The organism is Pseudomonas sp. BF-B-26, assembly GCF_019956495.1.
Classification (GTDB): domain Bacteria; phylum Pseudomonadota; class Gammaproteobacteria; order Pseudomonadales; family Pseudomonadaceae; genus Aquipseudomonas.
In genome coordinates this window covers 1-25,236 of the sequence record NZ_JAHBDP010000117.1, presented here as the reverse complement: position 1 = coordinate 25,236, position 25,236 = coordinate 1, and the positions used below count along the sequence as shown (strand labels likewise).

Annotated in this window: 20 protein-coding genes and 1 pseudogene; 13 read left to right on the top strand and 8 right to left on the bottom strand. The window is 58.3% G+C overall.

The features are described 5' to 3' along the window. The first annotated feature begins 131 nt into the window (after positions 1 to 131). Positions 132 to 473, top strand: a complete 342-nt coding sequence (locus KGB03_RS26630) for a zinc ribbon domain-containing protein YjdM (RefSeq protein WP_008154270.1) — start codon at positions 132 to 134, stop codon at positions 471 to 473. Between the two features lie 206 nt (positions 474 to 679). Then, complete coding sequence (locus tag KGB03_RS26625) at positions 680 to 937, top strand: hypothetical protein (protein ID WP_018925879.1); 258 nt, start codon at positions 680 to 682, stop codon at positions 935 to 937. 134 nt (positions 938 to 1,071) lie between these two features. On the opposite strand, the gene KGB03_RS26620 is transcribed toward KGB03_RS26625, so the two are convergent. From KGB03_RS26620 to KGB03_RS26610, 3 genes are all read right to left on the bottom strand, one after another. After that, positions 1,072 to 1,689 (bottom strand): FKBP-type peptidyl-prolyl cis-trans isomerase, encoded by a 618-nt coding sequence (locus KGB03_RS26620; protein WP_046048787.1) that lies wholly within the window; start codon positions 1,687 to 1,689, stop codon positions 1,072 to 1,074. Between the two features lie 121 nt (positions 1,690 to 1,810). Beyond that, entirely contained in the window at positions 1,811 to 2,110 is a 300-nt protein-coding gene (locus KGB03_RS26615) for a DUF6482 family protein (RefSeq protein WP_192410861.1), read from the bottom strand. Between the two features lie 133 nt (positions 2,111 to 2,243). Beyond that, positions 2,244 to 2,732 (bottom strand): TIGR00645 family protein, encoded by a 489-nt coding sequence (locus tag KGB03_RS26610; protein WP_008154262.1) that lies wholly within the window; start codon positions 2,730 to 2,732, stop codon positions 2,244 to 2,246. A 159-nt stretch (positions 2,733 to 2,891) separates the two neighbouring features. Here KGB03_RS26610 and KGB03_RS26605 point away from each other — a divergent pair, with 159 nt between their 5' ends. Next, entirely contained in the window at positions 2,892 to 4,721 is a 1,830-nt protein-coding gene (locus KGB03_RS26605; RefSeq protein WP_223530026.1) for a hypothetical protein, read from the top strand. 5 nt (positions 4,722 to 4,726) lie between these two features. Here the strand turns inward: KGB03_RS26605 and KGB03_RS26600 are convergent, their stop codons facing one another. Continuing rightward, positions 4,727 to 5,068 carry a hypothetical protein gene (locus KGB03_RS26600; protein ID WP_008154258.1) on the bottom strand — a complete coding sequence of 114 codons (342 nt, stop codon included), beginning with the start codon at positions 5,066 to 5,068 and terminating at the stop codon, positions 4,727 to 4,729. A 318-nt stretch (positions 5,069 to 5,386) separates the two neighbouring features. Continuing rightward, positions 5,387 to 7,825: a Lon protease family protein gene (locus tag KGB03_RS26595; RefSeq protein ID WP_008154256.1), complete on the bottom strand. Its 2,439-nt coding sequence runs from the start codon at positions 7,823 to 7,825 to the stop codon at positions 5,387 to 5,389. A 276-nt stretch (positions 7,826 to 8,101) separates the two neighbouring features. On the opposite strand from KGB03_RS26595, the gene KGB03_RS26590 reads away from it, so the two are divergent. From KGB03_RS26590 to KGB03_RS26575, 4 genes are all read left to right on the top strand, one after another. After that, positions 8,102 to 8,590, top strand: a complete 489-nt coding sequence (locus tag KGB03_RS26590) for a DUF3015 domain-containing protein (RefSeq protein ID WP_218537511.1) — start codon at positions 8,102 to 8,104, stop codon at positions 8,588 to 8,590. Positions 8,591 to 8,694: 104 nt separating this feature from the next. Next, positions 8,695 to 10,548 carry a DUF4105 domain-containing protein gene (locus tag KGB03_RS26585; protein WP_223530024.1) on the top strand — a complete coding sequence of 618 codons (1,854 nt, stop codon included), beginning with the start codon at positions 8,695 to 8,697 and terminating at the stop codon, positions 10,546 to 10,548. A 196-nt stretch (positions 10,549 to 10,744) separates the two neighbouring features. After that, on the top strand, positions 10,745 to 11,101 hold the full coding sequence (locus KGB03_RS26580; RefSeq protein ID WP_223530022.1) for a hypothetical protein: 357 nt from the start codon (positions 10,745 to 10,747) through the stop codon (positions 11,099 to 11,101). Between the two features lie 70 nt (positions 11,102 to 11,171). Next, positions 11,172 to 11,666: a GreA/GreB family elongation factor gene (locus KGB03_RS26575; RefSeq protein ID WP_223530020.1), complete on the top strand. Its 495-nt coding sequence runs from the start codon at positions 11,172 to 11,174 to the stop codon at positions 11,664 to 11,666. On the opposite strand, the pseudogene KGB03_RS26570 reads toward KGB03_RS26575, so the two are convergent. Further along, positions 11,663 to 12,454: pseudogene (locus KGB03_RS26570) on the bottom strand (glutamate dehydrogenase); the annotation flags it as partial. The gene KGB03_RS26575 and the pseudogene KGB03_RS26570 sit on opposite strands and share 4 nt — an antisense overlap. A gap of 217 nt (positions 12,455 to 12,671) precedes the next feature. Beyond that, the gene (gene ettA, locus KGB03_RS26565; protein ID WP_111451107.1) at positions 12,672 to 14,336 is read right to left on the bottom strand and encodes an energy-dependent translational throttle protein EttA; all 1,665 of its coding nucleotides are present in this window, start codon (positions 14,334 to 14,336) and stop codon (positions 12,672 to 12,674) included. 283 nt (positions 14,337 to 14,619) lie between these two features. Between ettA and KGB03_RS26560 the strand changes: the two genes are divergently transcribed. The 6 genes from KGB03_RS26560 to KGB03_RS26535 all read left to right on the top strand — a co-directional run bounded on the left by KGB03_RS26560 (position 14,620) and on the right by KGB03_RS26535 (position 24,086). Then, entirely contained in the window at positions 14,620 to 18,468 is a 3,849-nt protein-coding gene (locus KGB03_RS26560; protein WP_223530013.1) for a bifunctional diguanylate cyclase/phosphodiesterase, read from the top strand. A 241-nt stretch (positions 18,469 to 18,709) separates the two neighbouring features. After that, positions 18,710 to 19,963 (top strand): serine hydroxymethyltransferase, encoded by a 1,254-nt coding sequence (glyA, locus tag KGB03_RS26555; RefSeq protein ID WP_033054266.1) that lies wholly within the window; start codon positions 18,710 to 18,712, stop codon positions 19,961 to 19,963. A 276-nt stretch (positions 19,964 to 20,239) separates the two neighbouring features. Continuing rightward, positions 20,240 to 21,553: a C4-dicarboxylate transporter DctA gene (locus KGB03_RS26550; RefSeq protein ID WP_111451110.1), complete on the top strand. Its 1,314-nt coding sequence runs from the start codon at positions 20,240 to 20,242 to the stop codon at positions 21,551 to 21,553. Positions 21,554 to 21,620: 67 nt separating this feature from the next. Beyond that, complete coding sequence (locus tag KGB03_RS26545) at positions 21,621 to 22,325, top strand: FadR/GntR family transcriptional regulator (RefSeq protein WP_074871066.1); 705 nt, start codon at positions 21,621 to 21,623, stop codon at positions 22,323 to 22,325. A 44-nt stretch (positions 22,326 to 22,369) separates the two neighbouring features. Further along, positions 22,370 to 23,065 carry a GntR family transcriptional regulator gene (locus KGB03_RS26540; RefSeq protein WP_218537517.1) on the top strand — a complete coding sequence of 232 codons (696 nt, stop codon included), beginning with the start codon at positions 22,370 to 22,372 and terminating at the stop codon, positions 23,063 to 23,065. Between the two features lie 475 nt (positions 23,066 to 23,540). Beyond that, positions 23,541 to 24,086: a hypothetical protein gene (locus KGB03_RS26535; RefSeq protein ID WP_218537518.1), complete on the top strand. Its 546-nt coding sequence runs from the start codon at positions 23,541 to 23,543 to the stop codon at positions 24,084 to 24,086. A 74-nt stretch (positions 24,087 to 24,160) separates the two neighbouring features. Here KGB03_RS26535 and yjiA read toward each other — a convergent pair whose 3' ends face one another. Continuing rightward, positions 24,161 to 25,129, bottom strand: coding sequence for a GTPase (yjiA, locus tag KGB03_RS26530; protein ID WP_218537519.1), 969 nt, complete (start codon positions 25,127 to 25,129; stop codon positions 24,161 to 24,163). Positions 25,130 to 25,236: the final 107 nt, after the last annotated feature.

Below are 25,236 nucleotides of genomic sequence, written 5' to 3'. Positions count from 1 at the left end.
CATCAATGTTGAATGTTAGTCAGCCTTCGCGAGCAAGCCCGCTCCCACAGGTTATTTAGCGCCACGCCCTCTTCCGCCTAAAACCCTATATAATGTGCGCTTTTTAGCGATCCTCAATCCAAGGAGCTTTAGTGAGCACGTTGCCACCCTGCCCAAAATGCAATTCCGAATACACCTACGAAGACGGCGCCCAGTTGATCTGCCCTGAGTGCGCCCACGAGTGGTCCGCCAGCGGCGAAGCCGAAGCAGTGTCCGATGACACCGTGAAAAAGGATTCGGTCGGCAACGTCCTGCAGGACGGCGACACCATCACCGTGATCAAGGACCTCAAGGTCAAAGGCACGTCGCTGGTGGTCAAGGTCGGCACCAAGGTCAAGAACATCCGCCTGTGCGACGGTGATCACGACATCGACTGCAAGATCGACGGCATCGGCCCGATGAAGCTCAAATCCGAGTTCGTCAGAAAAGTCTGAGCCTGCCGTATTCCATCCCGCGTCCTGCGTGGGATGGTGCTTCACCCTCCTCCGCTTCGCCCAACAATCCCTCGCAATAGCCAAACGCCAGCCGTTTTGACCTTACGCAACCTTTACCCCTAAAAAAACCCAAACCGCCAATAGGTCCTTGCTATTTGATGAATAAGAATTATTCTCATTGAAACCCGTCAATGGAGATGAGACCCATGACTTATTTGATCGATGCCTGGCTGGACCGCCCACACCCTTACCTCAGGATCCTGCATCGGGAAACCGGGGAAGTCTGTGCGGTGCTTGAAGAAGAAGCCTTGAACGAGTTGCAGGATCAGGGTGATCTGGACGTCAACGGCTTGAGTTCCAGCGAGCCGGTGGTGCTCAAGGAACTGGTGCGCAATCTGTTTCTGTTCTGCTATGCCCGGGCATTGCGCCCGTCTCATGATCTCAATACAAAGTTCGAGGTATGAAGATCACTGCAAAAACTGTGGGAGCGAGCCTGCTCGCGAAGGCTGACTAGCATTCAACACTTCTGTCGATTGTTATGCCGCTATCGCGAGCAGGCTCGCTCCCACATTAGCCCGATGTGATATCGAGCCAGGTATTACAGAACGTCGAGCAGCTCGACGTCGAATACCAGTACGCTGTGCGGCGGAATGCTGCCAACGCCTTGAGCGCCGTAAGCCAGTTCGCTCGGCACGTACAGACGCCATTTGCTGCCGGCGTTCATCAGTTGCAGGGCTTCGGTCCAGCCAGCGATCACGCCGCCAACCGGGAATTCTGCAGGCTGACCACGATCGTAGGAGCTGTCGAACACAGTGCCGTCGATCAGGGTGCCGTGGTAGTGAGTGCGCACTTGATCTTCACGGGTTGGCTTGGCGCCTTCACCTTGAGTCAGCACTTCGAATTGCAGGCCGGAAGCCAGGGTGGTGATGCCATCACGCTTGGCGTTTTCAGCCAGGAATGCCAGGCCTTCGCCAGCAGCGGCTTCAGCTTTGGCTGCTGCTTCAGCTTGCATGATTTCGCGAATGACCTTGAAGCTCGCGGACATTTCTTCCTGACCTACACGGCTTTCCTTGCCGGCGAAAGCGTCGGTCAGACCTGCCAGGATCGCGTCCAGGCTAACGCCCGGTGGCGGGTTGTCGCGCAGTTGATCGCCCAGCTGACGGCCAATACCGTAGCTGACGCGGGTTTCGTCGGTGGACAGATTTACTTCGGACATGACACTGCTCCGCTGTGCGGACGACCCTGGAACTAGCCGTGCGTACACAGCGCGTCCCGGAGCGCCCGGAACCAAAAGGGCCAGCAGACTAGCACAGATGCTATCGCGTTGATGAGGGGCGTCAGTGGTGCCACGCAATCGGTACCTTCAGGCTCACCTCGGAGCTGGCACCGAGCCCACACATCTCGTCATGAACCGAAACATGTACAAGGTTGAACGGCAAGCTGGGAAAGGCATGAAGCACTTCACGGGCATGCTCGACCGAACGCAAATGAAACATCTGGCCATGGGCATCGCTCAACGGGTACGCCGCGCCATGCATCCGCGCTTCCAACAGGTAGATCCCACCTTCCATTGAAATCAGGTTGAGCTCATCGATCTTCCCGGCGATGGCATAAGCATTCAACTCTTTCAGGTCCATGAACACACCTCACGCAATGGCGAGCCAAGATCATTACAGGCATAGGCCTCGGCGCATCAAAGTACAAGCCACAAACGACACCGCCCGTCTGTTTCGCAACAGACGGGCGGTTGGGTATAGCGATAAAAAGCGATCAGTGCTTGGTCAGCTTATCCAGATAACCCATGGCAAACGCCGAAATCACGAAGGTCATGTGGATAATCACGTACCACTTCAAATGCTCGGGATCGACGTTCTTGGCGTCCATGAAAATCCGCAGCAGGTGGATGGACGAAATGGCCACGATGGAAGCGGCCACCTTCATCTTCAATGAAGAGGAATCCATGGTGCCCAGCCAGTTGAGCTTTTCCTTGTCCTCGTCGATGTCCAGTTGGGAAACGAAGTTCTCGTAACCGGAAATCATCACCATCACCAGCAAACCGCCTACCAGCGCCATGTCGATCAGCGACAGCAGCACCAGAATCAGATCCGACTCGGCCATCGAAAACACGTTAGGGATGACGTGGAACACTTCCTGGAAGAATTTCAGCGCCAGGGCCAGCAGCCCAAGGGACAGACCGAAGTAGATCGGCGCCAGCAGCCAGCGGCTGGCGTACATTGCATTTTCGATAAAGCGTTCCATCAAATCTCACACAAGGCCTGGAAATGGCCGCGAGTATAACAGCCGCCTGTCACACCCAGAAACCGTTGGGAAATCCGCAACCTGCGCGTGTGTGACAAGGTTTTTCTGCTAGTGTCCAAAGGATTGACAGCTCAGCGACATCGGACAGGAAGACGGGAAATGGATGTGCGATTGCCTTTGACGAGCGCCGGCATTTGCCTGGCTTTGCTGATGAGTGCCTGCTCACCCAGCGATGAGAAGCGCCAGGTCAGCCTCAAGGAAAAGACGGCGCAGTTCGAGAAGTCTCTGGATGCGATTCAGGACCCGAAACTCAAGGATGCCGTGGCTGAACTCGGCGGCTCACTGTTGCTGCTTGAGCGTGCCCAGCTCAAGCTCGACAGCAAACCGGTGGAAACAGAATATGGCGAAGACGCCCTCGCCGTCCTCAAGCACTACCCCACTCCACAAGCCTTGGTCGACACCTACATCAACGGCCTGTTCGTGCTGCATAAAGATTCCGGTTCCGACTACCTGACCGACCTGCAACCGGTGTTCCCCTTCAACTTCAACATTCCGGTCGCGTTTCTCTTTCCTCATAGTCTTGAATGGCAATCGGTGACTTTGAGCAACAAACGCGTCATCCCGTTTCAGCCGGAATGGTCAGAAACCGATCCTGGAATTCAACTGAGCCCATCGAGTTCAAACCTGACCAACCCCGACGACCTGACGGTGACCTACCCCTTCATCGATGGCCTGGATGTTGAAAACAAGAACCAGCCACAACCGGTGAGCCTGCAAGGCAAGGTGGAAGTCATCGCGCCGCGCCGGCTCTACAGCTTCGACCTGACGAAAAAGGACGTTGGCCAGACTCGCACCAACGACAACCTCAGCGTCACCCTGCTGAACCTTGCAAACAACTACGCCGAAATCGAATTCAACAACAGCGCGCCGCTGGCCCCAGAGGTCAGCGAAACACCGCTGAACCCGCTGATCGTCCAGGCCAAGGACAGCACCGGGCAATTTCTCTCGCGCTCAGGCTCGATCAACGAAACCTCCGCACAAATAGCCTTCTATCAAAAGCAACTGGCGAAAATGCAACAGCAGAAAGCCTGGAGCGAGAGCTTCGAGAAACAGATCGAAGAAGAACAGCGCGCCTTCGAGAAGCAACAGAGCCACCATTATTCCAAGGTGTACTTCAACGGGCCGATCGAAACGCTTGAGGTCAGCGTACTGGACTTTTCAACCGCCACGGTGACCCGCAAGGACCTGAACTTGCCGGTACGTCGCTTCGACCCACACACCACGCAAAAGACCATCCAGCCACTGACGCTGCCGGTGGTGGTGTACGACGACCAGGCCCCGATCTGGCTCAAGGGCGCCACACTTGGCGAGGAACAACTGAAAAAAAGTGTCCGCATCAGTCAGTCGGTCGAAGACCTCAGCGCTGCGCGCATCGAGTTCGATCACCCCAGAAGCTTCAATGACGAGCTGCTCGGCACCTCCTTCACCCCCGGCGAAAGCCCGGTCAGTTTCTTTACCGAGGACAGTAACGGCAAGCGCGATGAGCCGATCGAATTGCCGCCTGAGGCTTACCAGGTCGATCCCTTGCGCGGCATCATCACCTACGACTTGAACCTGTTTCCGGAAACGCCGGCTTATGCGGTGGGCTCCATGCCGTTGTTTCTCGCCACCATCGAAAAGAAAACCATCGACGCCCATCAGCTGCCCAAAGGCCTGGCGCTTAAAGGCAATGCCCTGGTGGTTGATCTGAAGCTGTTTCCCGCCCAGGACTGGCGTTTCTTCGCCAAGGACGACAGCGGCAATTATCTGAAGGAAATTCTGGCGGTCAGCCACGATGCGAGCGCAGAAGGCCCGGCATTATTGGGGGTGCATTATTTCTACGGGCAGCCAACCCGTCTGGAAACCTATCAACGAACCGATCTCTCCACCGTGCAATATGGCTTCGAGGTCAAACTCGACAAGGCGGACACGTCCAGCCTTGCTCAATAGCCTGTTCAGTGCTCGGGCCGAAACTCGAAACCTCCAGTGTTGCGGCAGCGGCCACCATTGATTTCGCGCAGCTGAGCTTGCAAGTGCAGGCACCAGATTTGCGGATCATCGGCCAGTTCATAGCCGTGCAGGGTGAGGCTTTCAACGATGGTGTCGAGAATCGACTCAGCCACAAAGGGGCCATGAAACGGGCCCTGGGCTTTAATGGCAGAAGGTTGTTCGCCAGCCATTCCGGCGGCGAAGAGTAAGGTCCACATGCCCGTATCCCCCGCCAATGGGCGGATGGCACACTCGATACGGGTCACAAGGCCCAGGCATTGACGGGTGAGGCAGAGGTTGCGCGACATGGCGGCGACCCTCGGTAGATCCGGTATTCAGCCCCCACGGGAGGGCTGTCTCGATCCAGTGATTACTGTCGATATCCTTGACCTGAGAATAGAGGAAAAGTCTGACTAGCACGTCAAGTGAGACCAGAAGGCGCCGAATGGTCATTGTGTGAATATTGACGCCAGACTGATGGCACTTTTTTGAGTACGACGCCGTTAGACATGTGGGAGCGGGCTTGCTCGCGAATGCGGTGGGTCAGCCAACATATCTGTTGAATGAAAACCATATTCGCGAGCAAGCCCGCTCCCACAGGGGGTTGAGGAGACCTCAGGTTTGTGTCAGGCCGGTTTGGCCTCGACCAGTGCTTCCTGCGCAGCTTCTTTCTCGGCTTCCTTGAGGTCTTCTTCGCTGATCATTTCTGCGATGACCCGCAAGCGTTCCACCACCCGCGCGTTAACGCTGCCTTCAGGGAACTGGCCATCAGCGTCCGGCGCACCGGCCGGCTCGCCGACCAACAGGCTCAGGGCTTCATCAGCCTGGCGCACGGCGTAGACGTGGAACTGCCCCGCGCGCACCGCCGTCAGCACCTTCTCGTCGAGCATCAGCGTGGCAACGTTGGCGTGGGGAATGATTGCGCCCTGCTCACCGGTCAGCCCGCGCGCTTCGCAGAGTCGGAAGAAGCCTTCGATCTTCTCGTTGACCCCACCCACCGCCTGCACTTCACCGAACTGGTTGATCGAACCGGTGATCGCAAAGCACTGCTTGAGCGGGGTTTTCGACAGCGCCGAAATCAGCGTGCAAGCCTCGCCCAACGATGCACTATCACCATCGACGTAACCGTAGGATTGCTCCAGGGCGATACTCGCGGAAATCGCCAGCGGGAATTCCTGAGCATAACGACTGCCCAGATACCCCGTGAGGATCATCACGCCTTTGGAGTGAATCGGCTGACCGAGGTTAACCTCGCGCTCGATATCGACGATGCCGCTACCGCCCGGATAGACGGTTGCGGAGATCCGCGCCGGTATACCGAACGCCGAGTCACCGACCTCCAGCACTGTCAGCCCGTTGCACTTGCCGACCGCCGCACCTGCGGTGTCGATCAGGATGATTCCTGCCAGCATGTCATCGAGAATCCGCGCCGAGACGCGCCCGGTACGCGTGGCCTTGGCCTTGAGCGCACGTTCGATGTGCCCGGCGTCGGTCATTTCGTCACTGGCCAGTTGGCGAATGAAATCCGCCTCGCTGACCAGTTGGAACAGATCACCGATCCGCGCCGACAAACGCCCCTGGTGCTCAGCCAGGCGAGCACTGTAAGTCGCCAGACGCGCCACCGCATCGGCGGTCAGCGGCGCCATGCCTTCTTCGGAAGTGCGGGTCTTGAGCAACTGGGCGAACTGCTCCAGGCTCTCGTCGACCATCGGGATGTCTTCGTCGAAGTCCACCAGGACGCGGAACATCTCCTGGAAGTCCGGATCGAGGTCCTGCAGCGTGTAGTAGAGCTGTCGGGCGCCGATGATGACCACTTTGACCTGCAACGGAATATGTTGCGGAGTCAGGGTCACGGTGGCGAAACGGCCCATCTCGCCCAGCGGCGATTCCATTTTCAGTTTGCGCGATTGCAGCGCGCGTTTGAGCGCATCCCACACGAACGGCTCGCTGAGCATTTTTTCCGCTTCAAGAATCAGGAAGCCGCCGTTGGCGCGGTGCAGCGCACCCGGACGCAACTGTCGATACGTGGTGTAGAGCGCGCCTTGATCGGTGGTGTACTCGATGCGGCCGAACAGGTTTTCGTATGTCGGGTGCGGTTCAAAGACCACTGGCGCACCGCCGCTGAACGGATGACCGACCACCAGGCTCGGCGCGTATTGCTCTTCCAGCAGCTTGCGGGCGATGGCGTCTGTCTTGCTGTCGTCCACCAGTTGCTCGACCACGGTCTTGAGCAGGTACACCTGCATCGCTTGCAGGTAACCGCAGACCGCCGCGTTTTCCGCATACTTTTCCGACAACGGAGAAAGCAATGGCTGCAAGGCCAGGGTGATGGTTTCTTCGTTGAGCTGGCGCAGTAGATTGCTCGACTCACGCTTCCATTGCGGCAGGCTGGCGAGTTCTTCGTTCAGCCGCTCTTCCAGCCATGCAATGTCGTCGTGAAAACGCTCGCGATCGGCTTCCGGCAACTGGGCAAATTCGGCCTCGTCCACGGCCTTGCCTTCGCTCATCGGTGTGAAGGCGATATTGGTGCTGTCGCGGTACAGCGCAACGTCCTTCTCCAGCGCCAGGCGCTCGATCACGTCCAGCGCCTTGTCGTAACGCTGGTTGAAGGCGCGGTCGATGGCGCTTTTCTTTTGCTGGTAGGACGGGTGCTCGAACACGGCCGGAAAAGTCGCCAGCAGGTTGTCGATCAAGCCGTTGATGTCATCGATAAAGGCGCCGGCGGTGCCCGACGGCAACTCCAGTGCGCGAGGTTCGCGAGGATCATCGAAATTGTTGACGTAGACCCAGTCCGCCGGGGTCTGCAGGCGTTTGCCTTCGGCTTTCAGGTAGCGTTTGACGAACGAAAACCGGCCGGTGCCGGGCTCGCCCATGACGAATACGTTGTAACCGGGGCGTGGCATTGCCACACCGAACTGCAAGGCTTCGACCGCACGTTCCTGGCCAAGCACACCGCGGAAGGGCTCCAAATCATTGGTGGTAGAGAAGCTGAACTGTTCAGCGGAAAACGGACGGGTCAGCGCTTCAGGCGCTAGACGCAAGCTGGCAGCAACAGGATCAGGCATCGGGCTTCCTTACATCAGGCGGGGCAGATAGCGGCATTCTGGCGCTGCCCATACCTCACTTGCAAGGCGCGCCTCTAGCCAAAGCATAGACAAAGCGGTATCGCCAAGCGGGCCGGGTCTAAATCAATGTTTTCAACGAATGTTTCGCAAAAAATCACGGAACCCCAGGAACGTGCCTAAACTCCAAACTGCGCGGCTGGAACAATAACCGGCCCACTGGCGCCAGATCGGGCCAGACCCCTTGTCCATTGGTATGCACATAAAGAGAACAAAGCTATGAAACGGATTCTTCTCGGTACTCTCTTCACCGTTGTATCCCTCAATGCCATGGCTCAGGCGCCAGGCGGCCCGGATTGCGGTTGGGGCAACATGCTGTTCGAAGGTCAGCGTGGCACCCCGGCTCACTTCCTGGCATCCACCACCAACGGCACTTCCGGCAACGCAACGTTCGGTATGACCTCGGGTACCAACGGTTGCTCGACCAATGCGTCGCTGACCTATGGCGGCAAATCCTGGATTGCCATGAATGGCATGATGAACGAGCTGTCCGAAGACATGGCTAAAGGTCAGGGCGAAGCGCTGACCACTTACGCTGTGGTACTGGGCGTGGCGCCGGAAGACCGTGCGCATTTCGCTGCTGTCACTCATGAGCACTTCCAGCAGATCTTCAGCAAGGCTGACGTGACCGCTGACGACGTGCATACCAACACCCTGGCCGTTCTGAAGAGCGATCCGCGTCTGGCCAAGTACGCCACTCAAGCTTAAGCTCGACCCGCCCGCTCCTTTTCGGGGCGGGTTTTATTTTTTGAACCTGGCCCTTTTGGCCTGCCCCTTTGGGTCTTTGTTTCTTCCGACTTAAGTTGCCCACTATGCTCAAACGCCTTGCCTGGCTGGCGCTCTGTGTCTGCGCCCCGCTGTCTGCCACGCCCAAAATCGACAATCAACGTTTGCAGCAACTGGCCAATGATCCCTTCTGGATTTCCCTGGGTCACTACGAAACCGCCAAACTCGGCGGCTGGCGCAGCTATGTCAGCGACAAGAAATTCTTCCTCGCCGCCGACGGCAATGAACATCCCGACCGCGAGCTGGCGGCGACCGTGCAAGCGCTGTACGCCCCGGCCAGTGCTGGCGAGAAACATGCGCAATGCGTCTACCCGGCCCGCACCCGCTGGCTCAAGGCACAGCTCAACCTGACCGATCTGCCGACGCTTCCCTGTACTGAATTCAAGCAATGGTTCAAGGATGTTTCGCCCCACAGTGCGGTGATGATTTTTCCGGCGGCGTATCTGAACAGTCCGTCATCGATGTTCGGCCACACGTTGCTGCGTATCGACCAGGCCAATGTGCAGAGCGATCAAACCGCCCTGCTCAGTTATGCAATCAACTTCGGCGCGTACATCGAGGGCTCGGACAACAGCATCCTGTATGCCTGGAAAGGCTTGATGGGCGGCTATCCCGGCTTGTTTGCCCTGGTGCCCTATCAAGAAAAACTCTCGGAGTACCGCAGCCTCGAGAATCGCGATCTGTGGGAGTACCGCCTCAATCTGACCCAGGCAGAAACCGAACGCATGGTCGAGCACGTCTGGGAGCTCAAGCAGATCCAGTTCGACTATTTTTTCTTCGACGAAAACTGCTCTTATCGCCTGCTGGAATTGCTGCAAGTCGCCCGTCCGAGCCTGCGACTGACCGAACAATTCCCGCTCACCGCAATTCCTACCGACACCGTCAAAGCGGTGAAAGAAGCAGGACTGGTGGAATCCATTCAGTATCGACCGTCTCGCGAACGTGAACTGCTGAGCCGCGCCGAACCATTGACCACTGAAGAACAGGATTGGGTGCTGAAAGTCAGTGCCGACCAGAAGCAACTGCAAGACCCGGCGTTCAAGGCTCAACCCAAGGATCGTCAGGCGCTGATCATCGACGCCGCCTACCGCCTGGAGCGCTACCGCGCCAACGGCCAAGAGCGTGATCCGCAACGGGCGCAGCGCAGTTTCGAACTGCTGCGGGCGATCAACCAGAACCCGGCACCGGAACTGGACATCCCGCAACCCGGCCTGCCTGAAGATGGCCATGAATCGCGTACCTGGCAGGCCGGTATCGGCACTCGAGGCGACAAGGCGTTTGGCGAGTACGGCTTGCGCATGGCGTATCACGACCTCAACGACAACGCCGAGAGTTTCCCCCTCGGCGCGCAAATTGAAATCCTGCAAATGAAACTGCGCCAGTACGAAGGCAATCACTGGCAGTTGCAGCAATTGGACCTGGCGACCATCCGTTCCCTGACCCCGCGCAATGAATTGCTGCAGCCACTCTCGTGGCAAGTTACCGGCGGCCTGGAGCGCGTGCCGGGTAAGCATGATGACGAAACCCTGGTCAGCCACGTCAATGGAGGCGGCGGCGGGACCTGGCAGCTGGGCGACGACATGCTCGGCTTTGCATTGGGCACCGTGCGCCTTGAACACAACAACGACTTTGCCGGTTTCATCGCGCCAGCGGCGGGCTTCAACAGCGGTGTGCTGTGGAAAAATCCGCTGGGCAACTTCAGCCTGGAAGCCAAGGGCGACTTCTTCACCAATGGCGAAGTGCGCCGTAGCGTGAGTCTGAATCAGCAGTGGGAATTGTCGCGCAACCTGGGTTTACGCCTGAGTGCCCAGCGCGATTTCAGCCACTTGGCTTCGCCCGAGAACGAAGTGATGCTTGAGATGAAGTGGTATCACTACTAACCGCCCCGCACTACCTGTAGGAGCACAGCTTGCTGGCGATGATATCGACGCGGTTATTCAGATAGACCGAGGTGATGCCATCGCCAGCAAGCTGTGCTCCTACAGGGCTGCGATCTTTTGATATCTCTTTCACATCCCGCTCACGAATCCACTCCTAGACTTCTCTTATAGGCCGTTGACGGTCTGGGAGTCTGAGATGTGGCGTTGCGTGGGTGTGGTGGGTTTGCTGATATTGATCGCGGGTTGCCAGACGACCCACGAGGATCTGATCGCCAAGGGTTATCCACCGGCATTCGCCGATGGCTTCGATGACGGTTGCAGCAGTGGCCGGCAAGCGGCAGGGGCAATCACCGGAGAGTTTCGTAAAAACGTTCCGCGTTACCTCAAGGACAAGCAATACGCCGAGGGCTGGAGCGATGGCTTCCGTCAGTGTCAGGCGATGCGCGAAAGCGAGGACCGTGAAGATTATCGCAGCCACCATTGGGACGAGCGCGAAAAAGCCTGGCAGCAGCAGAAGGATCAGGACGCCGCTCGTGCTTTTCGCTCGCAATAAGTCGCTGACAGATATCTGTCGAAACTAAAAGCCTGCGACCATGGCCCAAACCCTATAACGGGAGAAAACCATGAGTCGCGCCTTCGTCAATGAAGATAACGCCGCCGCGCAAGCCGATCAGCCCGTCGAACGGCAGGTCAGTGCGCAGCCCAATTACGTCACGCCCACGGGGCTGGCCCAGTTGCAGGTGAAAGTCGCCGAATTGCAACACCGGCACAGCGAGCAATCCGCCAAAGGGGAGCACGCCGACAAGCAGCGCCTGGCGGACCTTGAACGGGATTTGCGGTATTTCAAGCAGCGTCTGCAAAGCGCTCAGGTCGTGACCGCCGCCAACTCAAGGCAAAAAGTGCAGATCGGCAGCCGTGTGACCTTCGCCGACGAACACAACACCGAGCAAACCGTGCAACTGGTCGGTGAAGATCAGGCCGACGCGTCGGCGGGCCTGATTAACTGGGGTTCACCGCTGGGCCGGGCGCTGCTCGGGGCGCAACTCGGCGACGAGGTGCTGTGGCAACGTCCGGCTGGCGATCAGTTGATCGAGATCATCCGTATCGAACCGGCTTAAACCACGCCTTGGGCGAGCATCGCGTCGGCAACTTTGACGAAGCCGGCGATGTTCGCGCCTTTGACGTAATTGATCCGGCCATTCTCTTCGCCGTAATGCACGCAAGCGTGGTGGATCGACTGCATGATCGCGTGAAGTTTGCTGTCCACTTCACCACCGGTCCACAGCAGGCGCATGGCGTTCTGCGACATCTCCAGCCCGCTCACCGCGACACCACCGGCATTGGAAGCCTTGCCTGGCGCGAACAGAATCCCCGCCTCGATAAACAAATCTACGGCTTCAAGAGTGGTCGGCATGTTCGCGCCTTCCGCTACGCAGAAGCAGCCGTTGCGCAACAACGTGCGGGCCGCCTCGGCATCCAGTTCGTTTTGTGTCGCACATGGCAGCGCGATGTCGCAGCTCAGCGCCCATGGGTGCTGGCCGGCCTTGAACTCCAGGCCAAAACGGCCGGCCAGTTCACTGATGCGCTCACGCTGGACGTTTTTCAGCTCCAGTACCGCCAGCCACTGCTCTTCGGTCAAACCGCTTTCGCAGTACAGCGTGCCTTCGGAGTCGGACAACGAAATCACTTTGCCGCCCAGGTCCATGACCTTGCGCGCCGCGTATTGCGCGACGTTGCCGGAGCCCGAAATGGCCACACGTTTGCCTTCGACGGTTTCACCGCTGCGCTTGAGCATTTCTTCAGCGAAGTACACACAGCCGAAACCGGTAGCTTCCGGGCGAATCAGGCTGCCGCCATAGCTCGGGCCCTTGCCGGTCAACACGCTGGTGAACTGGTTGCGCACCCGATTAGGGATTATCAGATCCAGGCTTGCACTGATTTGGGAATCGCCATCGCGAGCAGGCTCGCTCCCACAGTAGATCTCCATTGGATTGAAGATTTCGGCCCGGTTAAATCCCATGTGGGAGCGAGCCTGCTCGCGATAGCCGCGCTGCGCGTCTATCTGAAACCCCAAAAAAAACGGAGCCCCGAAGGCTCCGTTTTTTCAAGCAACCAACCTGAAATCAGGCCAGTTTCTTGTGCCGTACACGGTGCGGCTGAGTCGCCGCTTCGCCCAGGCGTTTGCGGCGATCGGCTTCGTACTCGGTGTAGTTGCCTTCGAAGAACACCGCTTGCGAGTCGTCTTCGTACGCCAGGATGTGAGTCGCGACGCGGTCAAGGAACCACCGATCGTGAGAGATCACAATGGCAGCGCCCGGGAAGTCCAGTAGGGCTTCTTCCAGGGAACGCAGGGTTTCAACGTCGAGGTCGTTGGACGGTTCGTCGAGCAGCAGGACGTTGCCGCCCTCTTTCAGGGTCAGGGCCAGGTGCAAGCGACCGCGCTCACCACCGGACAGGTCCTTGACGAACTTCTGCTGATCGCCGCCCTTGAAGTTGAAGCGACCGACGTAGGTGCGCGACGGGATCTCGTAGTTGCCGATGCGGATCTGGTCGGAACCGTCAGAGATTTGCTGGAACACAGTCTTGCTGCCGTCCAGGTCTTCGCGGCTCTGATCGACGCACGCCAGTTGCACGGTTTCGCCGACTTCGATGGTGCCCGAATCCGGTGTTTCCTTGCCCATCAGCATGCGGAACAGGGTCGATTTACCGGCACCGTTACCGCCGATCACGCCAACGATGGCGCCTTTAGGCATGGAGAACGACAGGTTGTCGATCAGCACGCGATCGCCATACCCCTTGGAAACGTTCTTGAATTCGATGACCTTGTCGCCCAGGCGTGGACCGGCCGGGATGTAGATCTCGTTGGTTTCGCTGCGCTTCTGGAATTCCTGCGATTGCATTTCTTCGAAGCGTTGCAGACGAGCCTTGGATTTGGACTGGCGGGCCTTGGCGCCTTTGCGCACCCACTCCAGTTCTTCCTTCATGGCTTTTTCGTGGGCCGACTGCTGCTTGGATTCGGCAGCCAGACGATCGGACTTGGCTTCGAGCCAACCCGAATAGTTGCCCTCGTACGGGATACCGGCGCCGCGGTCGAGCTCGAGGATCCAGCCGGCAACGTTGTCCAGGAAGTAACGGTCGTGCGTGATCGCAACCACGGTGCCCGGGAAATCGTGCAGGAAGTGCTCCAGCCAGGCAACGGAATCGGCGTCCAGGTGGTTGGTCGGTTCGTCGAGCAGCAGCATGTCGGGGGCGGACAGCAGCAGGCGGCACAGGGCCACACGACGCTTCTCACCACCGGACAGGAATTCGACCTTGGCATCCCAGGCCGGCAGACGCAGCGCATCGGCGGCGACTTCCAGTTGGCGATCCAGGTTGTGACCGTCGCTGGCCTGCAGGATGGCTTCGAGCTTGGCCTGTTCGGCGGCCAGTTTGTCGAAGTCGGCATCTTCATCGGCGTAAGCCGCGTAGACCTCGTCCAGGCGAGCCTGGGCGTTCTTGATCACGCTGACCGCTTCCTCGACCACTTCACGCACGGTCTTGGTCGGGTCCAGGATCGGTTCTTGCGGCAGGTAGCCGATGTTCAGCTCTGGCATCGGACGGGCTTCGCCCTCGAACTCGGTGTCGACGCCCGCCATGATTTTCAACAGCGTGGACTTACCCGAACCGTTGAGGCCGAGCACGCCAATCTTGGCGCCAGGGAAGAACGACAGCGAAATGTTTTTCAGGATTTCCCGCTTCGGCGGAACAACTTTACCCAGCCGATGCATGGTGAATACGTATTGAGCCATGGAGAACCTAGGGTCAGTGAACGATGAATGATTGGGGCGCGGGCGATGCCCGTCCAGGTTGTGCGCGTCGACGATTGATAGCTACCAATGTTGCGCGCTGAAAAAACCTGATTCTAGGAGCTGGAACGCTCCCGCGTAACCGGCAAAGCTACCTGATTGACGGAAGGCAGTCCAGCCGAGCGGGACTGGCACTTTGCCACAAGTCAGGGCATGCTAGCCGCCCTCCGGGCGTCCGGCTTATAGTGCACGTCGCGCCAGTCCAGCCAAACCGCAGGATTACAGTTTGTCTAATGTCACCCCACCTTCTTCCGTGAGCGCACTCAATCCTGCGACCGGCTCACCCCTGCGTGGGTCCCTGAAGGGCGCGCTGGCGGCGCTCGCGCTGATGTTGCTCGCGCTGCTGTTCTGGCAATTGCTGGATCAGTTGCGCGAAACCCAGAAAAACCAGCGTCAGTACACCATCGACTACACCGCCGATCTGGCCTCGCAAGTCAGCCTGAACATGGCGCTCAACGCCCAGATCGCCCTCAACCTGCTACCGATCGTCGAACAACCGCAAAGCACCGACGAACAGCAGGCGCTGTTTCGCAAACTGCAGAAATCCTTGCCTGAGCTGCGTAGCCTCGCGTTGCTCAGCCCTTCCGGGAAAGTCCTCACCGACAGCGCCGACAACAGCGATGACGCCGACTACCTGAGCGAACTGGTACGGCGCAGTCGCGCCCAGGCCCACTATTTCAGCAACGCCAATGACGGTTCGGTGGTGCATCTGCTGCTGCATCAAGCCAGCGGCAGCACCCGCGGCTACTGGGCTCTGCGCCTGACGCCGACATTTTTCTCTTCGCTGACCAATCAAAACGAAACTGGCATTCGCCCGCTGTGGGTGGTGGAAAACCGCGTCAATCACCAGATCATCAGCCGCGACGATGGGCAGCCCTCGGCCACGCCGGCGGTGATAACACCGGATGAGCTGGCCAACAGCGTGCTGACCGTGCCCCTGAGCAGCAGCGACTGGCAACTGCGCGGGTTGTTCGACCGGCAACGGGTGATCGAACACCTGCTGCCGGCGTTCATTGGCAAATGCCTTCTGGGCCTGGCCTTCTCGCTCCTGCCGTTCATCGCCCTGCTGAACATGCGCCGTCGCCAACGCCAGGTGCACGAAGGCCGTCGACGCTACCAGGATATTTTCGAAGGCACCGGCGTCGCCTTGTGCGTACTCGACGTGTCCGGGCTCAAAAGCGTCTTCGACAATGCTCAGCTGCACAGCAGCGAGCAACTGAAGGCCTGGCTCGAAACACCGCAACAGCGCCAGCACCTGCTGCAGGAATTGCGCATCACAGAAGTCAACCTGGTCGCCCTGCAACTGCTCAACGTCAACACCTGCGATCAAGCCTGGAAACTGCTGATCGACGGTAACCCGCAGGACGGCACCGCCATCGGCAATCAAGTGCTCGACGCAGTGCTCAACCAGCAGAAACAGCTTGAACTGGAAATCAAACTGCAAGACGCCAATGGCCGCGACCAGCACTTGTGGCTGGTGCTGCGTCTGCCGGAAGACCAGGACGACTATAAAGCGGTGATCCTGAGCATCACCGACATCACCAGTCGCAAGCTCGTCGAGCTGTCGCTGTTGGAGCGTGAAGGATTCTGGTCCGACGTGGTGCGCACCGTGCCGGATCATCTGTACGTGCAGGACGTGGTCAGCCAGCGAATGATTTTCAGCAACCACCACCTGGGCCAGACGCTCGGTTACAACCGTACCGAACTGCACCAGATGGGCGAGTATTTCTGGGAAATTCTGCTGCACCCCGAAGATGCCGACTTCTACCACCGCTCGCGCCAGACCCAGCGCCAGGCCGGTTACCGACAACTGATGCAATGCCAGCTGCGCTTCCGCCACCGGGACGGTAAATGGCGGCGCTTCGACATCCGCGAACAGGCGCTGGCGCGGGACAAGCACGATCAGGTCACGCGAATCATCGGCGTGGCCAAGGACATCACCGATCAGATTGAGGCCAGTGAGTCCCTGCGCGACAGCGAGCAGCGCTACCGGATGCTCGCCGAAAGCATCAGCGACGTGATTTTCTCAACCGACAGCAAGATGGCGCTCAACTACGTCAGCCCGTCGGTGCAAGCCGTGCTGGGCTACGACGCCGACTGGATTTTCCAGAACGGCTGGCAATCGACCATCGCCAACCCACAACAGCTGACCGGCATTTATCAACTGATGGACCGGGTCAGCAAAGCGCTGAATAAACCCGAGCAACTGGCGCTGTTGCGCAGCCAGGTGCAGACCCAACTGTTTTTGTTCGATTGCCTGCGGGCCGACGGGCGCAAGATTCCGATCGAACTGCGGCTGGTGCTGGTCTGGGACGAACACGGTGCATTCGAAGGCGTGCTGGGCGTCGGTCGCGACATCAGCCAGCAACGCCGGGCCGAAAAAGACCTGCGCATGGCCGCGACCGTATTTGAGCACTCGACCTCGGCGATCCTGATCACCGACCCGGCCGGCTACATCGTCCAGGCTAACGAAGCCTTCAGCCGTGTCAGCGGTTATGCGGTGGAACAGGTGCTCGACCAGTTGCCGAACATGCTGACCGTCGACGAGCAGCAGGAAGCCCATCTGCGTTATGTGCTCAAGCAATTGCATCAGCACAGCACGTGGGAAGGCGAAGTCTGGCTCAAACGACGCAATGGCGAGCATTACCCGGCCTGGGTCGGGATCACGGCGGTGCTGGATGACGAAGGCGATCTGGCCAGCTACGTGTGCTTCTTCAGCGACATCAGCGAACGCAAGGCCAGTGAGCAGCGGATTCACCGCCTCGCCTATTACGACGCCCTGACCCACCTGCCCAACCGCACGCTGTTCCAGGATCGTCTGCACTCGGCGCTGCAATCGGCCGAACGGCAGAAGTCCTGGGTGGTGCTGATGTTCCTCGACCTGGACCGCTTCAAACCGATCAACGACTCCCTGGGCCACGCCGCCGGTGATCGCATGCTCAAGGAAATGGCCACGCGCCTGCTCGGCTGTGTCGATGATGACGACACCGTGGCGCGCATGGGCGGCGATGAGTTCACCTTGCTGCTGCAACCGCGGGCCAACCGTGAAATCGCCTTGAACCGGGCGATTCATGTGGCCGAACAGATTCTCGCCAGCCTGGTGAAACCGTTTGTGCTTGAAGGCCGCGAGTTCTTCGTCACCGCCAGTATCGGCATCGCCCTGAGCCCTCAGGACGGTAACGAACTCAGCCAGCTGATGAAAAACGCCGACACCGCGATGTATCACGCCAAGGAGCGTGGCAAGAACAACTTCCAGTTCTATCAAGCCGACATGAACGCCAGCGCCCTGGAGCGTCTGGAGCTGGAAAGCGACTTGCGTCACGCCCTGGAGCAGAACGAATTCGTCCTCTACTACCAACCGCAGTTCAGCGGCGATGGCAAACGCCTGACCGGCGCCGAAGCCTTGCTGCGCTGGCGCCATCCGCGACGCGGCCTGGTGCCGCCGGGAGACTTCATTCCGGTGCTCGAAGAGCTCGGCCTGGTGGTGGATGTCGGCGACTGGGTGATCAGCGAGGCCTGCCGTCAGCTCAAGACCTGGCATCAGGCCAAGGTCCGGGTGCCGAAGGTGTCGGTGAACATTTCGGCCCGGCAGTTCTCCGACGGCCAACTCGGGACCCGGATCGCCACCATCCTCAAGGAAACCGGCCTGCCACCGGCGTGCCTGGAGCTGGAACTGACCGAAAGTATCCTGATGCGCGAAGTCAGCGAAGCGATGCAGATTCTCGCCGGGTTGAAAAATCTCGGACTGAGCATTGCGGTCGACGACTTCGGCACCGGTTACTCATCGCTCAACTACCTCAAGCAGTTCCCGATCGACGTGCTGAAAATCGACCGTACCTTCGTCGACGGCCTGCCGTCGGGTGAGCAGGATGCACAGATTGCCCGCGCGATCATCGCCATGGCCCACAGCCTCAATCTGGCGGTGATCGCCGAGGGTGTGGAAACCCACGAGCAACTCGACTTCCTGCGTGAGCATGGTTGCGACGAGGTTCAGGGGTATCTGTTCGGGCGGCCGATGCCGGCGAACCGGTTTGAAGCGCAGTTCAGCAATGATGCGCTCTTCATGTTCGACTGAAATTTTGTAGGAAGGCCATCGCCAGCAGGCTGGCTCCCACAGGTTTTTTGGCTGTACACAAGATTTGGGGCCACTGAAGATTTACTGTGGGAGCCAGCCTGCTGGCGATTTGGGCCAGCATGATCACCGCTGATCCCGTCATGAAGCCCACTTGTCTGCGACATGATGTCCTTTCATATGCCATCTAAAACCCATTGGGTTAGAATGCCCCCCTTTTCTGCCCCGATCCCTGAGGACCGCCATGTTCAGCCGTGATTTGACTATTGCCAAGTACGACGCCGATCTCTTTGCCGCCATGGAACAAGAAGCTCAGCGCCAGGAAGAGCACATTGAGCTGATCGCTTCGGAAAACTACACCAGCCCTGCGGTCATGGAAGCTCAAGGCTCGGTACTGACCAACAAGTACGCCGAAGGCTACCCGGGCAAGCGCTACTACGGTGGTTGCGAGTTCGTCGACGTGGTCGAGCAACTGGCCATCGACCGTGCAAAAGAACTGTTCGGCGCCGATTACGCCAACGTTCAGCCACACGCCGGTTCGCAAGCCAATAGCGCCGTTTACCTGGCTCTGCTGCAAGCGGGCGACACCATTCTGGGCATGAGCCTGGCGCACGGTGGTCACCTGACTCACGGTGCCAGCGTTTCCTCCTCCGGCAAGCTGTACAACGCCGTTCAATACGGTATCGACGGCAACGGCCTGATCGACTACGACGAAGTCGAGCGTCTGGCGGTTGAGCACAAGCCGAAAATGATCGTGGCCGGTTTCTCTGCCTACTCGCAGATTCTGGACTTCCCGCGTTTCCGCGAAATCGCCGACAAAGTTGGCGCCTACCTGTTCGTCGACATGGCCCACGTGGCCGGTCTGGTCGCCGCTGGCGTCTACCCGAACCCGGTGCCTTTCGCTGACGTCGTGACCACCACCACGCACAAGACCCTGCGCGGTCCACGTGGCGGCCTGATCCTGGCTCGCGCCAACGCCGACATCGAGAAGAAGCTGAACTCCGCGGTATTCCCGGGCGCCCAGGGTGGCCCGCTGGAGCACGTGATCGCCGCTAAAGCGATCTGCTTCAAAGAAGCGCTGCAACCTGAGTTCAAGACTTACCAGCAACAAGTGGTGAAAAACGCCCAGGCCATGGCCGGCGTGTTCATCGAGCGCGGTTACGACGTAGTGTCGGGCGGTACTCAGAACCACCTGTTCCTGCTGTCGCTGATCAAGCAGGAAATCTCCGGTAAAGACGCCGACGCCGCTCTGGGCAAAGCGTTCATCACCGTGAACAAGAACTCCGTGCCAAACGATCCACGCTCCCCGTTCGTCACCTCCGGTCTGCGCTTCGGTACTCCGGCTGTGACCACTCGTGGCTTCAAGGAAGCAGAGTGCAAAGAACTGGCCGGCTGGATCTGCGACATCCTGGCGGACCTGAACAACGAAGCGGTGATCGATGCCGTTCGTGAGAAGGTCAAGGCCATCTGCAAGAAGCTGCCGGTATACGGCGCCTAATCAGCCCGCTAAACCGCAGCAATGAAAAAACCGGCCAGTGATGGCCGGTTTTTTTTCGTCCGCAATTTTTTCAAACCGCGAAAAGGCTCAAGGTCGGGGCATTGCGCCCAACTGGTAAGACCGGTCATGCCAATTACTCAAAATTTGCTTGCGAACACCCAAAAACAGCGCCTAGACTGCGCCTGCACTGGACATACCGGTAAGACCACAATAATTAAGTCCTGAATCTGATGCGCGAAGCGCACGGCAGCCAGGACACCGACCAGGATTCCTCCCATGCTCAGATGGTGCTCGCGTTCAATCTTCCTCCAAGTGGTTCTCGGACTGGTGCTCGGCATCGTCTGTGGGCTGACCCTTCCTGAATACTCCGCCCAGCTCAAACCGCTCGGCGATGGCTTCATCAAACTGATCAAGATGCTTATCGGTCTGATCGTGTTCTGCGTGGTGGTCAGCGGCATCAGCGGTGCCGGCGACCTGAAGAAGGTCGGACGCATCGGCCTGAAATCGGTGATCTACTTTGAAGTCCTGACCACCATCGCCCTGGTGATTGGTCTGGTGTTCGCTTTCAGCACCGGCATCGGCAGCGGCGCGAACATTCATCTGGATCAGCTTTCCGCTGCCGACATGGGCGACATCGCCCAGCGCGGTCAGCACATGCACACCACCACACAATTCCTGATGGACCTGATCCCGACCTCGGTGATCGGCGCCTTCGCGGAGAACAACATTCTGCAAGTCCTGCTGTTTTCAGTGCTGTTCGGCAGCGCCCTGAATCTGGTGGGTGAAGCGGCCTCCGGTATTTCCCGGTTGATCAACGAACTCAGCCACGTGATCTTCCGCATCATGGGCATGATCGTGCGTCTGGCGCCGATCGGCGTGTTCGGCGCCATCGCTTTCACCACCAGCAAATATGGCCTGGATTCGCTGCAGCACCTGGGCAGCCTGGTCGGCCTGTTTTACCTGACCTGTTTCGCGTTTGTGTCATTGATTCTCGGCCTGGTGATGCGCCTTTCGGGCCTGAAGATGTGGCCATTGCTCAAGTACCTGCGCGAAGAACTGCTGATCGTCATGGGCACCGCCTCCTCCGACGCCGTGCTGCCACAAATCATGCGCAAGCTTGAGCATCTGGGCATCGGCAGTTCGACGGTCGGGCTGGTGATTCCTACCGGTTACTCGTTCAACCTGGACGGTTTCTCGATCTACCTGACCCTCGCCATCGTGTTCATCGCCAATGCCACCGGTACGCCGCTGGCCATGACCGACCTGCTGACCATCCTGCTGGTGTCGTTGATCACCTCCAAAGGTGCCCACGGGATTCCCGGCTCGGCACTGGTGATTCTCGCGGCGACCCTGACGGCGATCCCGGCGATTCCGGTGGTCGGCCTGGTGCTGGTGTTGGCAGTGGACTGGTTCATGGGCATCGGCCGGGCGCTGACCAACCTGATCGGCAACTGCGTCGCCACCGTGGCCATCGCGCGCTGGGAAAAGGACATCGATATCCAACGGGCGAACAAAGTACTTTCTGGCCAGGTGGGTTATACCTTCCAGCCGAGAAAGCCCGTCGGCCCTGCGCATCAGCAGGAATTCTGAATAATCGCCGTGCCTGCCCACGGGCAGGCACGGTCATCAATCGTTTTGGATGCTCATGGAGCGAACAGTGATCACCTCGTCGACCGTTGTGAATTCAGTAGTAGAAAAACTCCGGGCCGCGTTGGCCCGTGGTCAGTGGCGCTCCGGCGAGATGCTGCCAGGGCAGCGCGAGCTGGCTGAGCAACTGGGCATCAGCCGCCCGAGCCTGCGTGAAGCCGTCATCGTGCTGGAAACCCTTGGGCTGGTGCGTTCCATGCCGGGTAAAGGCGTGGTGGTGCTGGAGGCCAACCTCAGCGACAGTCAAAGCCACGACAGCGCAGTCGCCGGTGCGAGCCTGGAAGACGTGCTGCAACTGCGCTACACCCTCGAGCCGTTCATTGTCGGCCTGGTGGCGCAGTCGATCAGCAGCAAGGAAGTCGGGCAACTGCGCTTGACCCTGATGGACATGCGCGAGGCGCTGGAAGCCAACGACAGCGAAGCCGGGGTGAACGCCTACATCGCGTTCCACGAAGAGCTGTTCACGCTGACCTCGAACCCGATCTTCCAGAGTGTGGTGCAACAGACCAGCAACGCCCTCAAGCAAAGCGCCGACGTGCTGCGCAACTCCCCGGAGCATTTGGCTGAGCGCCTTGAGGAGAACGAAGCCGTGGTGCGCGCTATTCGCAGCAAAAACAGCGCCCAGGCCAGCGCCGAGATGCGTCGGCACATCCTTCGGGAAGGCCAGCGGATGGGCATCGAATTGAATATTCCGGACGACAATCTGGGCAAATAGCCGTACTGAAAAAAACCTATTGGCAACCGGACTGGAGACAGGCCATGAGCGCCTACGCCTTGAAGATTCCCGTTTTCTCGAATTCCACCGCCCTGCCCTTGCGCCACCAGAGCGACAAGAAGCATGGCGTCGACGACATCTATCCGCAAATTTTCGACGCCATTCTCGAACAACGCATTGCCCCGGGGAGCCGTTTGACCGAAGCAAGCCTTGGCCAGGCATTCGGTGTCAGCCGCAGTATCATCCGCCAGGTACTGGCGCGATTGTCGCATCAGAAGGTCATCATTCTGCGGCCCAATCATCGCCCGCAAGTCGCGACCCCCGATGCCGAACAAACTCGTCAAATTCTCCATGCCCGCCGGCTCACCGAAACCACTCTGGTGCGACTGGCCTGCCAGCAACCAGCTCCCCGGCACCTGCCGCAGTTACGCCAATTGATAGAGCGCGAACGCCACTATATCGAGCAAAACCAACGCGGGCCGGCTATTCGTCTGTCGGGCGAGTTCCACCTGCAACTGGCGCAACTCGCAGGCAACGTCCCGTTGGCACAATTTCTCGGCAGCCTCGTGCCGCTGACCTCATTGGCCATCGCCTACTACGAAGAACAAGTGCGCAGTGACTGCTCGTGGCAAGAACATGCGGTGATCGTCGAGGCGGTGGAGTGCGGAGATGCCAAAGTTGCCGAGGGCTTGATGACCCGACTTCTGGAGCATTTAGAGGTGAGGTTGCTGAACCCATAATCGAGTTTTATAACGGCTTGCGTACAACATTTTCTGACCGTCCCGATACCCGGCTCCTTAGCCGTTTTTTAACTTGAAACTATTTAAACCTGATGCCACCCCACAATCTCACGCTTTTAACTGCCAACTATTGCTTTAGACCTCCCACATAAAAACCTCATTTACACCTCCAACTTCCTGAAACAAAGGAACGAGCACAACCAGTAAAAAATAATATAATCTCTGGTTCGAGCTTTACTGAGACCAAGCAATCAACATAAACATACACCATGACTTCACAATCATTGCACTGCATCGAAACCTTAACAGCCGCTACTCACTTGAGGCGTTTGATGGCGACAATAAAGTTGCGAAAAACAGGAGTCTCCAGGGCACCACTGTCAGACCAAGTTCTGGACTTATGTATACAAGAAGGCTTCGCCCAGCCGACTGAACAAAAAACAAACCTCAATTTATTATCAAGGAAGATAAAACTATGACCGCTGAACAATCCTTTATTGCAGAACTGACCAGTGATCACGGCCACCTGCATTTCCCTCGCCTGACACACGGCCGCGAAGTCACGATCCCTGTCACGGGCTTCTTCGACTTCTCCCCCACTCATACATTCGTTTCAGATACTTTATTTGCCAATAGAGACCTGCATCGTGCTCCCTTGCAGTTCTACTTCCTGAATATTGGAGGTTTTGTCTATCGCATGTTTGTTATCACGCCTGGCCCGCTCTTTGGCAGACTAGTCGGCATTGACGAAAATGACTGTCTCACCGCGATGGATGGTCCGAATGCAGGCCCAAAGAAATCCGCCATGTTTCATTTTTCAGACAAGAACGGCAACCTTGCTTCTCTCGACGACCCCAAATCAAACACTCTGTCCGTAACAATTCATGCTAACAACTACTCGCTAAAGCGCCGAAAGAATACAAGCGAAGGATTTATTATCTATACAGGCGCGGGAGTCCAGATAAACTTCACACTGAAAATCATCAAGCGCAACGTAGACTCGAGCATTCTGACCGTTTAATCATTTCAGGACCTGCCTTTTCATATAACAAGAAAAGGCAGGACAAACTTACCATCGAGCAAATACCTCGGCAGTTATGCTTCTACGCGAGAAAAGCTTTCACGAATCCTCTCTTCCGGCAAATCATCGGCGATGAACACGATCACGCTTTCACGCGTTTCATCGTCAGCCCACTCCGTGTCCCAATCGAATCCGTATAACTTCAACACCCCCTGAAACACCATGCGCCGCGGCTCGCCAAGGATGTTCAACACGCCTTTGTAGCGCAGCAATTGCTTGCCATGATCTTCCAGCAGTTCGTTCATGAACTCGCTGAGCTTGTCGATATCCAGCGGCTTGTCGGTGCGCAGCACCAGGCTCGAAATGCGGTCGATGGACGGCGCTTTGCTCACCGGGCGCAGGCTGACACCGCCGCCAAGGTCGGCATTGAGGTTGAAACCGCGCACGTCGAGCAATTCGGCCAGATCGATCTTGCCGTGCTCGACCACACGGATCGGTGCGCGACGGTTGATGCGGGTCAAGCGCTCGCTCAGCGCGGTAAAGGTCGCCTCGTCCACCAGATCGCGCTTGCTCACCAGTAAGCGGTCGGCGAAACCGATCTGCGCCTGGGCGATGGTTTGAGTCAGGTGAGTGTCGGCGTGCGCCGCATCGACCAGGGTAATGATGCCGTCGAGGATGTAGCGCTCGCGCAGCTCTTCATCGATGAAAAAGGTTTGGGCCACCGGTGCCGGGTCGGCCAGGCCGGTGCATTCGATCACCAGACGGTCGAAGGCGATTTCGCCGCTGTCCAGGCGTTCGAGCAGCAGGTACAAGGCCTTTGTCAGATCGGTGTGGATGGTGCAGCAGACGCAGCCGTTGGACAGCGTCATCACTTGCACCGGTTCGTCGCCCAACAGTTGGGTGTCGATACCGGCGTCGCTGAATTCGTTCTCGATCACCGCGATTTTCAGGCCGTGTTCGGCTTTGAGCAGGTAGCGCAACAGCGTGGTTTTTCCCGCGCCGAGAAAGCCGCTGAGGATCGTGACGGGGATGGGAGAGGACAAACGGGTTCTCCTGTTTCACAAAATTAGAAAACAACACTAAAAAATTGTGGGAGCGGGCTTGCTCGCGAAAGCGGTGTCTCAGTCGACATTAATGTTGAATGACACAC

Bases quoted from the DNA above. Each gene is read 5' to 3' on its own strand.
- KGB03_RS26585 (WP_223530024.1), top strand. From the start codon at position 8,695: ATGCTCAAACGCCTTGCCTGGCTGGCGCTCTGTGTCTGCGCCCCGCTG.
- KGB03_RS26580 (WP_223530022.1), top strand. From the start codon at position 10,745: ATGTGGCGTTGCGTGGGTGTGGTGGGTTTGCTGATATTGATCGCGGGT.
- KGB03_RS26600 (WP_008154258.1), bottom strand. From the start codon at position 5,068: ATGTCGCGCAACCTCTGCCTCACCCGTCAATGCCTGGGCCTTGTGACC.
- glyA (WP_033054266.1), top strand. From the start codon at position 18,710: ATGTTCAGCCGTGATTTGACTATTGCCAAGTACGACGCCGATCTCTTT.
- KGB03_RS26540 (WP_218537517.1), top strand. From the start codon at position 22,370: ATGAGCGCCTACGCCTTGAAGATTCCCGTTTTCTCGAATTCCACCGCC.
- KGB03_RS26595 (WP_008154256.1), bottom strand. From the start codon at position 7,825: ATGCCTGATCCTGTTGCTGCCAGCTTGCGTCTAGCGCCTGAAGCGCTG.
- KGB03_RS26575 (WP_223530020.1), top strand. From the start codon at position 11,172: ATGAGTCGCGCCTTCGTCAATGAAGATAACGCCGCCGCGCAAGCCGAT.
- KGB03_RS26615 (WP_192410861.1), bottom strand. From the start codon at position 2,110: ATGGACCTGAAAGAGTTGAATGCTTATGCCATCGCCGGGAAGATCGAT.
- KGB03_RS26610 (WP_008154262.1), bottom strand. From the start codon at position 2,732: ATGGAACGCTTTATCGAAAATGCAATGTACGCCAGCCGCTGGCTGCTG.
- KGB03_RS26550 (WP_111451110.1), top strand. From the start codon at position 20,240: ATGCTCAGATGGTGCTCGCGTTCAATCTTCCTCCAAGTGGTTCTCGGA.
- KGB03_RS26605 (WP_223530026.1), top strand. From the start codon at position 2,892: ATGGATGTGCGATTGCCTTTGACGAGCGCCGGCATTTGCCTGGCTTTG.
- ettA (WP_111451107.1), bottom strand. From the start codon at position 14,336: ATGGCTCAATACGTATTCACCATGCATCGGCTGGGTAAAGTTGTTCCG.
- KGB03_RS26620 (WP_046048787.1), bottom strand. From the start codon at position 1,689: ATGTCCGAAGTAAATCTGTCCACCGACGAAACCCGCGTCAGCTACGGT.
- KGB03_RS26535 (WP_218537518.1), top strand. From the start codon at position 23,541: ATGACCGCTGAACAATCCTTTATTGCAGAACTGACCAGTGATCACGGC.
- KGB03_RS26625 (WP_018925879.1), top strand. From the start codon at position 680: ATGACTTATTTGATCGATGCCTGGCTGGACCGCCCACACCCTTACCTC.
- KGB03_RS26590 (WP_218537511.1), top strand. From the start codon at position 8,102: ATGAAACGGATTCTTCTCGGTACTCTCTTCACCGTTGTATCCCTCAAT.